Origin of the sequence: Vibrio eleionomae, assembly GCF_009874545.1 — a bacterium.
In the GTDB taxonomy this organism is placed as follows: Bacteria; Pseudomonadota; Gammaproteobacteria; order Enterobacterales; family Vibrionaceae; genus Vibrio; species Vibrio nitrifigilis.
The window spans coordinates 12865-26372 of the sequence record NZ_WEKT01000030.1; the positions used below are offsets into that span (position 1 = coordinate 12865).

16 protein-coding genes are annotated in these 13508 nt (G+C 40.5%); 4 read left to right on the top strand and 12 right to left on the bottom strand.

From position 1 onward, the window contains the following. Positions 1-155 precede the first annotated feature (155 nt). Complete coding sequence (locus F9817_RS14890) at positions 156-563, top strand: flagellar basal body-associated protein FliL (protein ID WP_161156929.1); 408 nt, start codon at positions 156-158, stop codon at positions 561-563. 22 nt (positions 564-585) lie between these two features. Here F9817_RS14890 and glpG read toward each other — a convergent pair whose 3' ends face one another. The 6 genes from glpG to ftsY all read right to left on the bottom strand — a co-directional run bounded on the left by glpG (position 586) and on the right by ftsY (position 6059). After that, the gene (gene glpG / locus F9817_RS14895) at positions 586-1419 is read right to left on the bottom strand and encodes a rhomboid family intramembrane serine protease GlpG (protein WP_161156932.1); all 834 of its coding nucleotides are present in this window, start codon (positions 1417-1419) and stop codon (positions 586-588) included. A gap of 3 nt (positions 1420-1422) precedes the next feature. Beyond that, the gene (glpE, locus tag F9817_RS14900) at positions 1423-1746 is read right to left on the bottom strand and encodes a thiosulfate sulfurtransferase GlpE (protein ID WP_161156934.1); all 324 of its coding nucleotides are present in this window, start codon (positions 1744-1746) and stop codon (positions 1423-1425) included. Positions 1747-2182: 436 nt separating this feature from the next. Next, the gene (rpoH, locus tag F9817_RS14905; RefSeq protein ID WP_161156936.1) at positions 2183-3037 is read right to left on the bottom strand and encodes an RNA polymerase sigma factor RpoH; all 855 of its coding nucleotides are present in this window, start codon (positions 3035-3037) and stop codon (positions 2183-2185) included. 151 nt (positions 3038-3188) lie between these two features. After that, the gene (ftsX, locus tag F9817_RS14910; RefSeq protein ID WP_161156938.1) at positions 3189-4157 is read right to left on the bottom strand and encodes a permease-like cell division protein FtsX; all 969 of its coding nucleotides are present in this window, start codon (positions 4155-4157) and stop codon (positions 3189-3191) included. Continuing rightward, positions 4147-4821, bottom strand: a complete 675-nt coding sequence (ftsE, locus tag F9817_RS14915; RefSeq protein WP_161156940.1) for a cell division ATP-binding protein FtsE — start codon at positions 4819-4821, stop codon at positions 4147-4149. Before ftsE ends, ftsX begins: the two co-directional genes overlap by 11 nt. A 59-nt stretch (positions 4822-4880) precedes the next feature. Further along, positions 4881-6059 (bottom strand): signal recognition particle-docking protein FtsY, encoded by a 1179-nt coding sequence (gene ftsY, locus F9817_RS14920; RefSeq protein ID WP_161156941.1) that lies wholly within the window; start codon positions 6057-6059, stop codon positions 4881-4883. Between the two features lie 207 nt (positions 6060-6266). Between ftsY and rsmD the strand changes: the two genes are divergently transcribed. Together rsmD and F9817_RS14930 are read left to right on the top strand one after the other, a co-directional pair. Next, entirely contained in the window at positions 6267-6866 is a 600-nt protein-coding gene (gene rsmD, locus F9817_RS14925) for a 16S rRNA (guanine(966)-N(2))-methyltransferase RsmD (RefSeq protein ID WP_161156943.1), read from the top strand. Beyond that, positions 6863-7129 carry a DUF1145 domain-containing protein gene (locus F9817_RS14930; protein WP_161156946.1) on the top strand — a complete coding sequence of 89 codons (267 nt, stop codon included), beginning with the start codon at positions 6863-6865 and terminating at the stop codon, positions 7127-7129. The genes rsmD and F9817_RS14930 overlap by 4 nt, the downstream gene beginning before the upstream one ends. 62 nt (positions 7130-7191) lie before the next feature. Here the strand turns inward: F9817_RS14930 and F9817_RS14935 are convergent, their stop codons facing one another. The 5 genes from F9817_RS14935 to F9817_RS14955 all read right to left on the bottom strand — a co-directional run bounded on the left by F9817_RS14935 (position 7192) and on the right by F9817_RS14955 (position 11326). Next, positions 7192-7782 (bottom strand): YhgN family NAAT transporter, encoded by a 591-nt coding sequence (locus F9817_RS14935; RefSeq protein ID WP_161156948.1) that lies wholly within the window; start codon positions 7780-7782, stop codon positions 7192-7194. Between the two features lie 124 nt (positions 7783-7906). Beyond that, positions 7907-8143: a YecH family metal-binding protein gene (locus F9817_RS14940; RefSeq protein WP_161156950.1), complete on the bottom strand. Its 237-nt coding sequence runs from the start codon at positions 8141-8143 to the stop codon at positions 7907-7909. A 72-nt stretch (positions 8144-8215) separates the two neighbouring features. Further along, positions 8216-8851 carry a lysoplasmalogenase gene (locus tag F9817_RS14945; RefSeq protein WP_196124005.1) on the bottom strand — a complete coding sequence of 212 codons (636 nt, stop codon included), beginning with the start codon at positions 8849-8851 and terminating at the stop codon, positions 8216-8218. Positions 8852-9750: 899 nt separating this feature from the next. After that, on the bottom strand, positions 9751-10119 hold the full coding sequence (locus F9817_RS14950; RefSeq protein WP_161156952.1) for a DUF4145 domain-containing protein: 369 nt from the start codon (positions 10117-10119) through the stop codon (positions 9751-9753). Between the two features lie 187 nt (positions 10120-10306). Continuing rightward, on the bottom strand, positions 10307-11326 hold the full coding sequence (locus F9817_RS14955; RefSeq protein ID WP_161156954.1) for an acyltransferase: 1020 nt from the start codon (positions 11324-11326) through the stop codon (positions 10307-10309). 388 nt (positions 11327-11714) lie between these two features. Here F9817_RS14955 and F9817_RS14960 point away from each other — a divergent pair, with 388 nt between their 5' ends. Next, positions 11715-12185 (top strand): Dps family protein, encoded by a 471-nt coding sequence (locus F9817_RS14960; RefSeq protein WP_161156956.1) that lies wholly within the window; start codon positions 11715-11717, stop codon positions 12183-12185. Between the two features lie 69 nt (positions 12186-12254). On the opposite strand, the gene arsJ is transcribed toward F9817_RS14960, so the two are convergent. Next, on the bottom strand, positions 12255-13484 hold the full coding sequence (gene arsJ, locus F9817_RS14965; protein ID WP_161156958.1) for an organoarsenical effux MFS transporter ArsJ: 1230 nt from the start codon (positions 13482-13484) through the stop codon (positions 12255-12257). Between the last annotated feature and the right edge of the window lie 24 nt (positions 13485-13508).

Below are 13508 nucleotides of genomic sequence, written 5' to 3' on the forward strand. Positions count from 1 at the left end.
CTATATGACAACATAGCGTCATAGGTGAAGCCAGAGATCACTTCTAGCAACCATAACTGGGCTTATCACTATTTTATTTAATGGATTGTTGCACTTATTGTAACAAGACTCGAGCCTTTCGAATATCGTAAACAAACTAAAGAAAAGACAACAATATGTTTAAACGTTTTCTAACCCCAGTGATACTTACTTTAAGTTTGCTCGCACCTTTCTGTGCCTCTGCTGAGCAAGAACAACCACCCAAACTTGCATACTTTACGCTCGAACCCGATCTCACCACTAACTTTTACACCAAAGGTAAAAAACTCGGTTATATCCAAGTACGCATTGATATCATGGTCGCTAATGAGGCTGATCTTCCTATTGTAGAAAAACATCAGCCCCTAATCCGTGATGCAGTGGTTGAATTATTAGGAGAGCAAAGTGCAGACACGATCAAGTCACTCTCGGGGCGAGAAGATTTACGTAAGACGCTGGTAGAAAAACTAAATAACATCTTACTACCAGAGACCGGGCGCCGTATCATCGCCGACTTACTTTTTACCAAATATATGTATCAATAAAACAGCAACAGAACGGCTTAATCTATTTGGCTTGATGACGCCAAGCGTCACTCAAGCCAAGTAATCCACCAGCAAGTAATCCAGCCAAGTGTGCTGTATTTGCGATAGCCATAAAAGGTTGCACATAGCCAAGTACTAACCAAATCAGCATAAATATAACAATTGATTTAGGCAGACTCACTCCAAGATGCGGAGCTCGAACACTGATCACCCATATGTAACCAAGCAAAGCATAAACCACTCCAGATAATCCCCCGAAGTTTGCACCATCAACCCAATATTGCCCAGCACCTGAGATAACTGCGGATACCACAAATATTTTTGCTACGGTAACACTGCCAAGCTTTTTCTCAATTGAACCACCAAGATCCCACCACCACAGTAGGTTAAAAGCGATGTGCATAACTGAGAAATGCAATAATGCATGAGAGACCCAGCGCCATAACTGCCATTGCTGAGATGTATAAGCAGGGAAATGCAGTAGAGAAAAAATAGCGCGTCCGAACCCCAATATCTGCAGTAGATAAATAGCTATACACGCAACCATGATTATTAGGGTGACAGGCCCTGCTCGATCTTTGATCATCGAGATCAAGCTTGGAGATTGATATTTAAAGGGCGGTGATTGATCATGACCGATCTCCCAGGATGCCGCTTGATACTTTGGATCATCAGGATGAGTGATAAATAGATTTAGCTCATCAACCACAGCCGAATATTGTGAATCATCAGATAACCACAATGAAAACTGCCCATCTCCTTCAGACATTATCTGAATATCAATCTGCTGCTTTGCCATATAATCAATAAAAGCTTGAGCAACACGAGGATTGTTTAGAGTGACCAGTTTTATCATAAATTATTCACCTTTTATTACGGGTAAGCCTGCTCGATGCCAAGCTTCAAAACCACCATCAACACTATATACCTGTTCAAAACCTTGGTTTATTAAATATTGAGCAGCACCCTGACTACTGTTGCCATGATAACAAATGACAAGAACCGGATGATCAAATTCAATCTCATTCATAAATTCCACAATCGTATCATTCGTTAAATGAAAAGATTGATCAGCATGAGCCACATGAAAAGACTGCGGATCGCGGATATCAACTAAAGCCGCCCCTTTTTCTTCCATCATTTTATGAGCATTAAATACATCGATATGTTGAAATTGGTCCATTTGAAAAGCCTTGTAATCTTGGGTTGTTATATTGACTGCATTGTAACCTATCCAATGGCTAACAAGTACACGTACTCAATAAGGTTATCCACTTATGCTACTTTAGGATCATTTTGTGGATAAAACTGTGGATAGCGTTGATAAAGTGTTTTTTTGATCTTTGATCCACAACATCTAGTAATGATCCTTATTTAGCTGTGTGTAAAAGAAAACATATCCCCATTCAAAAAATCGCTTTCAGCCCTTTATTTACCCTGTTTGATGACAACTCATAAATAAATTTGTCACAGAGTTATCCACAGATTTACCCCCCCTACTGATCACTATTTTTCGATCCAATTCACCAATATTGAGATCAGTCATGCACATATCGATCGGCAATAAAAAAGGCTGAGATCGTTAAATCTCAGCCTTCACATTCTATAAAGTGGATAACTTAAATATCACCCACTGCTTCTTTAAGCTTTTTCATCGCATTCTTTTCAAGCTGACGAATTCGTTCAGCGGAAACACCATAATGATCGGCAAGTTCTTGCAATGTCGCTTTTTGGTCATCAAGCCATCTTGAACGAACGATGTGTTGACTACGTTCATCCAACGTTGCTAATGCTGCGGTTAAACGCTGATTAGTGTGTTCTTCCCAGTTTTGGGCCTCAACGTTGTCTGCCAAGTCAGAGTCTTTGTCTTCAAGATACAGCACTGGCGCTGTGTAAGACGAATTTTCATCGTCGTCTGCTGACATTTCAAACGTCGCATCTTGCGCAGCTAGGCGAGATTCCATCTCACGTACTTCTGAAGGCTCGACACCTAATTCTCTTGCAACAGTCTCAACTTCACCATTGTTGAACCAACCTAAACGTTTTTTCGATTTACGTAGGTTAAAGAACAATTTACGTTGTGCTTTAGTCGTTGCAATTTTTACGATACGCCAGTTACGAAGCACGTATTCGTGAATTTCGGCTTTGATCCAGTGGACGGCAAACGACACGAGTCGAACACCTACTTCCGGATTAAAACGTTTTACCGCTTTCATCAGGCCGATGTTACCTTCCTGAACCAAATCTGCCATAGGCAAACCATAACCAGAGTAACCTCGAGCCACATGAACAACGAATCGAAGATGAGAAAGGATTAGTCCTTTCGCTGCTTCAATGTCACCTTTGTAGTGTAACCGCTCTGCGAGTGAGCGCTCTTCGTCAGCTGTTAGCATCGGATAGCTATTCACTGAACGAATATAGCTGTCTAGGCTATCTTGCGTTACTAGAGCCATTGGATACGCTTGGTTAGTCATTCAATTCCTCATCAATTTCTGATCTGGAGCCACTTTAACTCAACTATGCTGAACCTAAAATGAATAGAGTTCAAGCACTAGAAGTTATTATGCATAAACAATTATAATAAACAAGTCAACACTTGTTAACATATTGTCCGTATTTTCTATTCTAAATGGGGTCTATTTCTTTGAGATGACGGTTCGCGGATACTCGAGCAGCCACACATCCAATAAAGGTTCCCATCATCAATAATAATAACGATTCATCCCAACCTAATCCCAATAGTTGGAAATGACTGTCGTATAACCCTGCTAATTTTTCTACTGCGTTATTCAGCAATAAAGTAATTATAGCCGTCATTACCCACGCGATGATCGCCCCTAAAATACCGAACCACATACCAGAATATACATAAGGCCTTAGTATGTAGCTGTCGGTTGCTCCAATCAGCTTCATGGTTTGTATTTCTTCTTTATTCGACTGCACATTAAAGCGCAGCGTATTCCCTACAATGAGAAATACAGAAGCAAGCATCAGAATAGATAGACTGACCACTAAAATACTGGCTAGGTTGCGAATGGCATCAAGACGAGATAGCCAATCCTCGTCAAGCCTCACGTCTGTTACACTGGCGTTTTTTTGTATATCCAGGGCAATCGACTTGATTTGCTGTTTTTGAGTGACTTTGGGATTCACAATCAACACAGCTGGCAGAGCAGAAGAATCCAGCAAACTAATCGCTTGCTCGAATCCAGCATTCGCACTCAGGTCTTCAATCCCTTGTTGTGGCGAAATATATTCCACTTTATCGACATCATCCCTTCGCTCAATTTCATCTTTGATGACCATAATTTTTGCTTCGGGCGTGCCTTCTTCAAGGTACACACTAATTTGCGAAGAACTGGCTACGCTAGCAGCAACAGATGAGATATTTTTACTAATCAGATAAAAACAACTTGGTAAAGTGAGCGCCATAGAGATAACCGCAAGCGTAAGGATATTCCCCATCGGACGTTGCCAAAGCTTATTAAATGCCGCTTTAGCCTGTTTTATCTGAACAGTAAAATAGCCATCCGTTTTCATGCGCTTACCAGGATTAGACTTAGGCTCTTTACGCTTTAATCTTTTATTGGCCATAATCTTGGACCTCGCTCAAAAAACCTTGGTTCAGTTCTAAGTGACGATATTGAGGACGAGAATTCACTAAGTTAATATCGTGAGTCGCCAATAAAATGGTGACTCCAGCTCGATTAAATTCTTCAAATAATCGTAGAATTCGGTTCGACAGTTCTGGATCAAGGTTTCCGGTAGGCTCATCTGCAAGCAATAGAGTCGGACGATTAACCACAGCCCGAGCAATACCAACTCGTTGCTGTTCCCCACCTGATAACTGTGTCGGGAAACAGCGTGCTTTATCAAGCAATCCCGTTTTATCTAGCGCTGCAGAAACACGCCGTTTGATTTCCGCTTCACTCGCAGATTCAATTCTCATTGGCAAAGCCACGTTCTCAAACACCGTACGATCCATCAGCAGGCGGTGATCTTGAAATACAATACCAATATTACGACGTAAAAAAGGAATATCACGATTAGGAATCCGTGTTATATCGTGATCATTAAAACTGATTTTTCCGTCCGTTGGCCTTTCAATCGCACAGATTAATTTCAACAGGGTACTTTTCCCTGCACCTGAATGCCCACCTAGAAACGCCATTTCACCCCGGCGTAGATGGAAATCTACCTTCTGCAGTGCCTGACGTCCGCCTCGATAGGCTTTACTTACTTGTTGAAATTTAATCACGCATTATTCCTCTTGAACCTACCTTAGGAATACCTTCATTAAGTATTTAATTTTTAATGTTATTCATCGCGGCTAAACAGCGCATCGATAAATTCTTGAGTTTCGAATGGACGAAGATCATCGATTCCTTCACCCACACCAATATAACGAATTGGAATTTGGAACTGATCAGCTAGGGCAAAAATAACACCACCTTTTGCAGTACCATCTAGTTTAGTTAGAGTAATCCCGGTTAAAGGTGCTGCTTCGGTAAATAACTTCGCTTGGCTAATCGCATTTTGGCCAGTTCCCGCATCAAGCGTTAACATGATTTCGTGAGGTGCTGAATCATCGATTTTTTTCATCACACGAACAATTTTACGCAACTCTTCCATTAAGTTGCCTTTATTTTGCAGACGACCAGCGGTGTCGGCAATGACCACGTCATAATGGCGCGCTTTAGCCGCTTCAATCGCATCATAAATCACTGAAGCGCTATCAGCCCCTGTGTGCTGCGCAATAACAGGCACATCATTACGTTCACCCCAAACCTGAAGCTGTTCGACAGCGGCGGCACGGAATGTATCCCCAGCGGCTAACATCACTTTCTTGCCATCCGCTTGAAATTGTTTCGCCAATTTACCAATGGTTGTTGTTTTACCTACCCCATTAACACCAACCATAAGAATGACGTAAGGTGTTTTTTCTGTGTCGATAACTAAAGGTTGTTCAACGGTAGAAAGGATGTCAGCCATCTCTTCCTTTAACAATCCATATAATGCTTCGCCATCTTTTAATTCTTGGCGCGATGCTTTTTCTGTCAGACTATCGATAATTTTCATTGTGGTATCCATGCCCACATCAGCAATCAATAGCTGTTCTTCTAACTCTTCAAATAAGTCATCATCGATTTTTTTACCCTTAAACAGGCCAAAAAAGCCAGCACCAATATTGGCTTTAGTACGACTTAAACTACGTTTTAAACGAGCAAAAAAGCTTTCCGTCGGTTTCTCTTGTTCCTGAATACGGGCTGCTTTAGGTTCTTCAACCACTTCATGTTCAGGCTCTTCAATTACTTCTGCTTCTGCTTCTGCTTCTGCTTCTGCTTCTGCAACAAGAGTATCTTCAGACTCAGATGGCTCATCAACGACCGGTTGATCTTGTTCGTCTTTTTCTACTTCGGTTGTTTGTGTCTGGCCAGACTCTTCATCGCCAAAGCCGAGCCACGACAGTAAGCCACGCTTCTTTTTTTCTGTCATCAGGGAATATCCTAGATTTGCTTAACTAACTATGACTCTTTTCTTGGAGAATTATCCCTCTAAAGAAAAGAAAAAATGACAAAGCAGTGAAAACTTTTGCTCTCACTTGATACACTTTGCCATACTTTTTTCATTCAACTGTCCATTTCCAGCCATAATCGCTGGCAGGATGGCTATAGTAACACTTAATGAGCGGTCAAAAAATCTATGGCAAGACGTCCTAAGCAAAAACCATCTGCTGCCCAATCACCAACAGGTCACGTACGCATAATCAGTGGGTTGTGGAGAGGAAGAAAACTCCCTGTCCATGATGCTCAAGGATTAAGGCCAACGACCGATCGAGTCAAGGAAACTCTATTTAATTGGCTAGCGCAAGATATTGCAGGCTCAAACTGTCTTGATCTTTTTGCAGGTTCAGGCGGTTTAAGCTTCGAAGCTGCATCTCGTCAAGCTAACCACGTCTCTATGTTGGAATTAAACCCTAAAGCGTATCAGCAGTTGAGTCAAAACATCACCGCTTTAAAGACAACAAATATTGAAGTTCATCAAACAGATACTTTGCAATACTTGGCGAAAAAAGGCACGCCCCATGATGTAGTCTTTATTGACCCCCCTTTTCGCAAAGGCTTACTTGAGGAAACGATTCAGTTGTTAGAAAACAATGGGTGGTTAGCCAATTACGCTATGATTTATATTGAATGTGAACGTGAGTTAGCCTTACCTGAGCTACCTGAACACTGGGAGCTTTACCGGGAAAAATCAGCAGGTCAGGTGAGCTATCGTTTATACGAAAGGAATGTAGGATGAAAGCTCTCATTTGGATCGCTAAAACAGCCATTGCACTTGTTTGGTTAGTGCTCATTCTTAATATAGTCATGCCTTTCCCCGGGAAAGCGGCTTGGGCGCTATACATCATGACTGTGTTTTTGTTTATGATGCATGGTCTTCAAGCATTGATTTTTATTGGGGCGTTCGGTGACAAAATTTCCATGAGTCGCTGGGAAAAGTGGTCAATACTCATATTTGGTATTTTTGCCCTACTGGATATTCGGCGAAAGCACATGTCTTAATATCGCTATCCCAAAATAAATAAAGCCCGGTACCGGGCTTTATTTATTTTGGGTATATAGCGTTACTGAAGGTCCATATAACTTTTCACACCATCGAGTAGCATCTGAGTTGAAATCATGACTAAGAGCAACCCCATAAGCCTTTCTACAGCCTTCAACCCTCGCTCACCAAGTAACTTGTGAAAGAACCCATAAAACATAAGGATACCAGATGTGCCAAGCCACGCTAACAACACAGAAATAGACAGCTCAAACATATGGTTAGAGTACTGAGTTGAAAGCAGTAATAAAGAAGCGATAACCGATGGCCCAGCGATCATAGGAATAGCCATAGGTACGATGAATGGCTCTTCGCCAGCGGCTAACCCAGTAATACTCCCAGCGCTCGGAAAGATCATTTTAATCGCAATAATAAATAAGATGACCCCACCCGATATACTTAGGGTTTCAGGTTGAACATGCAAGAAGCCTAGAATTGATTTTCCCGCATACAAGAACAGCAACAAAATCACCAATGCTGCACTTAGCTCACGAATTAGGATAATACGACGTCGTTTTTTGTCGAAATGCTTAAGAATAGACAGGACAACGGGTAAATTCCCGAGAGGATCCATGATCAAAAATAGCATGGTCGCTGCTGATAGAATTTCCATAACACCTCAATAAAACGAATAATTGGGCGCAGTATAGCAACAGAGTCTAAATATTTCGATCACAATGAGGGCAAGTTATGCCCAAGTAACAGCATAAATACTGGGCAAAAATTAAAAGTATAAATCAGTCATGCTGGCAGATCTGAGCGCGGTTTAGATGCCACTTCCCGTCTTCAACAATCACTTTATCGTGCTGCTGTAGAAAACTTAATAGTGTATCTGTATTCAGGTTCTCACATTTACAAGTATTGAAGTGGACATTATCGCCAAATTGCTGCGCAATCCATGTTCTAAGCTCACTTTCCGTAGAAGGGTTTACTTCAAGATGGTTTAGCACTTTATGTGCATGGACGTTAGCCATGTTTAAAGCTCCTTAAGAGATAATAGGACTCTTCAAGGTACTCCGAATATGACAACATTAACTTGATGTAACTCAGTTATAAATCAAAACAGCTTCGACAATTAAGCACTGCGCGAGCAAATAAGTACCAGAAACCAAATATTCACCACACTTTATTGGTTGGCGGTTTTCATGGATGGCTAAAATTACCCAAGACACCATAAAAAGTAACGCCCCCAGAAAGCCACAAAGTGCCGATGGCGTGCTTAGTCTTAACCAAGACTGGCCAGCTGCCCAAGCCATCTGAATCAAAACTCCTCCCATGATCATTACCGGGAAAATGAGCTTATCAAGCTGAGGGAGAAGAAGAAAAAACGCAACAATACCAGTAGCGATTAATAAAGCGGGCATCCACCAAACAATAGATCCAGATAACTGCATCCAAAAAGCGACACTAACAAGTATCTGTGCCGCTAAAAAAGAGATAAAACTGATTCGAGAATACTGCTTAAAGTAATGAAGTACATCCGCCACCATAGAAACAAGTAAACTCGCAAGAATCCATTTCCCAGGAGCAAAACTTGCTGGAGTTTCACTGAGTAATAAAACAAACAGTAAACCCAGACTGACTAAGCGGAACACAAGAGACTGCTGCAAGTCCTTGTTTTTATATGAATAAATGCTGATATATCCAGATAGTGCGACCGAAATCCAGCTCCACATGCTCATAACGCCTCTTTATACTAATGTCGCCAGTGTAGAGATGAGAAAAGATAAGTCCAGTAAAGAAGAAAAAAACTTCGATCTAGATATATAACTGAAATGATTACAATTTAACCCAAGCTCACCTAAAGAAAGAAAAATAGATAAAAATACCATTTCAATGAGAATTGACATCATAATCGTTATAAAAACAATAATAATAGCCAAAAAACCACATTATAGACCTAAAAAATCTTATTTTAAATATAAACAACATATAAAAAATACTACAAAAACAATAAATTAAAAAACAAAAATACAGGCAACCGTTTGCTTTTGTGCCAACAAAGAATATCACCATCAAGATTTCTATATTAGAAAATCATTTCCCATTTACAATTGACATATGATAATTATTATCACTAAACATAGTATTTATTACATAAACCCTATGTTTATAAAAAAAATTAGACCATTCCTCCCCTAGTAGCTAAAAATCACAAAATACCATATTTAGAACATACCATTAACTTAAATAATTAAATATAAATCATAAACTTAAAATACAAAAAGAAGAAATTATCAGCACAATGTACACTTTAAAAACAATTCAAAAACATATGAAAAGTCATGGGTTTTATCCTTTATCCCTACCACTTAATGAGTGGTTTACACTATTATGTAGTTTAATACTTGATTAAAACAATAAAGTAATGCTATTCTTTATTCATATTATTAATAGTGAATAAGGAGCGGTGTTATGATTTCTTCATCTCAAAAACAGGGATTAGTCATGATTGCAGTGATCGTTGGCCTAATGACACTGCCTATGATTTACTAATTTCCCGTGATTAAAAATAAAAAAGGACGCTGCAGCGTCCTTTTTTATTTTTAATTAACTCTATATGTATTTTTATTTCAATAAGTTAAAACCCAAAGTGTTGATTAAGCTCGTCCCAGTGCATGTAATAAAACAGAACAGCAGCGAGTGTCATTACTGTCATTAAAGATAGCGCAATTCTCCATACAAAACGTCCACTTCTGGGTGTTAATTCTTTTTCACACTCTTTACATGCCAGAAAAAACTCCCTACTTTCATCGAGAGTCTGGTGACCACTTTCAATTTTTTGTGACATCCCCACTATAAAATGAAGTTTAACGGTAATGTGACTTGGTAATCGCTCTTGGCAACTGACGATCAGTTGTTCTAGTTCATTCCCTTGGGCGTGATATTGCTGCTTTAAAAGGGCTTCGAGCCGGTGCGTTCTCAAAACGACTTGATCCATTTCAGGCATACCTTTCCTCCCGTCCCTTGTTAGTATTGAGCATCCCTACTTCTCTAACTAAGGCTTATCTATTGAAAGTGTAGATATAAATGACCGAAATACCATGTGACCAAGCGCCCAAAGGAAAGAATACGGACAGTCACCCCGTTCATTATCTTTCCTCATACAGATATAAAACCGCCCCCCCTAAACTAAATTAAGGTAGTAGCCAGTTGGTTTTCGTAGAGTGAGAAAACATCCAGCTCATAGCAAGGGAACCTGCACCAGCAATAAGCACCCACAAGGGAATAACCCAACCAGGATGCCCTTGGTACCAACCGAACTCTTTCATTGGCCACAGAAAAATAGGGTGCAATAAATAAATACCAAGACTGTACTTACTAATAAACGCTATACACTGTTGAGCTTTATGCGGTAACGTCGGAGCGATTACTCTACCTAGGATAAAAATCATACTTGCCGCTAAAACCACATTAATTGTTTTATAGGAAAGCCAACGCCCCACTGAATATTTGTCCCGCATGACACTCAGTTCTACAACCGAATGCACTGTAAAATAGAGCGACGTGATCCCAAGAACTACTGCAATAACCACCGTTAATGGCGTAATAGGAACCTTTTTAAAAAGCAGATACCCTAATGGCAAATAGCCAGTATAAAGCCATATTTCAGTACTCCATGGCCCATCTATATGCATGAGATATAACACGGTAGTCACCAACCAGATACCAACAAAAATGACCCAAATGGCATCATCGACTTGCTTATTAAGCCATTGCAAAAAAGGAATCACAAAATAGAGTGGAATAAAATAGTAGAAAAAGCCTAAATGATAGTAGGTTGCATGGTGAGGGCTATTCGCCAATGTCTGTTGAGCAACATCGCTATCAAACCCACCCGCCGATAATCCAGAAAATAGACCATAAAAAACCGACCAGACTACGAATGGAATAACGACCTTACCTAAACGTCTTTTTAGATAATAGCTTAACTCAAAAGGACGATGATCACTTAACAACAGCGCGCCCGAAATTAAGATAAACACGGGCACAGCCCAGCGAGTAGAACCGTTAACAGAAACAGCAGTTAACCATTCCCCATCAGGAATCACACCAAATTGTTCTCGGTATGGTGCTAATACATGAATTGCAATAACAGCGACTGCCGCTACACAGCGTAATAAATCAAAAAATATAACTCGATTTTCTTTTTCCATTCCTTTTCTCGCTTTTTATAGCATGCCATTACTATAAAGTCCTACTTCCCTAGTGTGTAAAACTGTTGTCAGTGACAAGTAAACATCATCCCCTATTCGTTTATTTTCAGAGAATCATCACTAACTATACACAATTCCTTCCAAGATGCGGTTCAGCGAAAATGAATTAGCGGCAAGCTAACTGACTGCGCCCAATATCGCATCCATTATTAGGTTCGCTCTAGAATTGTAAATGAAGTCCTGAATCCTGCGTTGTAAGGTTAAGGGGACACATAGATATAACCTATTGGAACAATAAATAAACTCCATTGTTATTCATTCAACATCCTCGCTATTCTTTTTATCGACAAAACGCAACAAGTCACTTACAGATAATAAGAGGTGAGCTATGAATACTAACTTAATCGGTTTAGACCAAGAACAAAGTCAACAATTGGCTCTATCACTTAATCGCTTACTTGCTAACTACCAAGTGTTCTACATGAACACTCGTGGCTACCATTGGAACATCAAGGGCAAAGAATTCTTTGTCTTACATGAAAAATTTGAAGAAATTTATACTGATTTACAAACCAAAATCGATGAAATAGCGGAACGCATTCGCACACTAGAAGCGCAACCATTACATAGCTTTTCTAGTTATATCGAACACTCAGAAATTAAAGAACACACGAACGTAACTGATGGCCAAAGCACAGTAACAGGGCTAGTTAAAGGGTTCGGTCAATTAATTAGCCAGCAACGAAATGTTCTCGCTATTGCGGCAGAGGCTGGTGATGAAGGCACAGCAGCTCAAATGGGAGATTATATTCGCGAGCAAGAGAAACTTGTTTGGATGCTAAATGCCTGGTTGCAATAATAATTACATTTATTAGTGTAACGCGTTACTCATTGTTCTCTCCACAATGAGTTATGAAGAGCAAAGCCCTCAGTCGAGGGCTTTTCGCTGTTGGTGACGAGGAAGCCACAGCGATATTAGACTAGTCAGGAGCAAAAATACCACCGACGCCCACAAGCACAATGCTAACCCACCGATTAAGAATAACGAGCCGGAAAGCACGGTTCCGATCAAGCGGCCCAAGGCATTCGCCATATAATAAAAGCCGATATCAAGTGAAACCCCATCCTCACTCGCGTAACTAACGATAAGATAAGAGTGCAACGATGAATTGATGGCAAACACGGCCCCAAATATCAGCAACCCTAACGTCACTACCCAATGAATGTACCATTGGTATGTAATCCCTAATGCTACCGCTATCGTAACAACAGATAGAAGACATGCCCAACCCAATGCTGCTTTACCATCGGGAACATGACTGGCATGTTTTCCTGTCAATCGAGGGGCTATGCCCTGCACCACACCGTACCCAATGACCCATACGGCAATAAATCCCCCCACCTGCATGTAGTCCCACGCAAAAACAGACCCTAAGTAGACAGGTAAAGCGACAACAAACCAAACATCACGAGCACCAAACAGAAATAGCCGTGCAGCAGATAAGATATTTACCGATCGAGATTTAGAAAAAATCTCACTAAATTTCGGTTTCTTTTTAGCTTTGCCAAGGTCTTTTTTTAACCCAATTAAACTGCCAAGTAATACACCAGCAAGAATCGCAGCCATCAATAACACAGCACCGCGAAATCCAATCAGAGAAAGTAATAGACCGCCGGCAAAAAAACCAAAGCCCTTGAGTGCATTCTTTGATCCAGTTAAAAGTGCCACCCAACGATACAGTGTTCCTTGCTGATCCTGAGTGACAAAGCTTTTTACTGCACTCTTTGCACTCATTTTATTAAGATCTTTTGCTATACCAGATAGAGCTTGGGCAGCCATTACCCACACCATGGTTAACCATGAAGTGGGCGCTGCAAGCATAATAAGCGACACAATTTGTAGCGCTAACCCAATGTTCATCGTCCGATTAAGACCAAGTCTGGCCCCTAACCAACCACCGATTAAGTTAGTGACGACACCAAACAGCTCATAAAAAAGAAATAATGCAGCGATCTGTAACGTGTCGTAACCCAACTGGTGGAAATACAACACCACCAGCATTCTTAGAGCCCCATCGGTCACTGTAAAATTCCAGTAATTAAAAGTAACCAGTAGATATTGCCGGGTCAGGCTGTCCATTTGTTGCCACTTACGCATGAGTTTTCCTAGTTCATTGAGCTT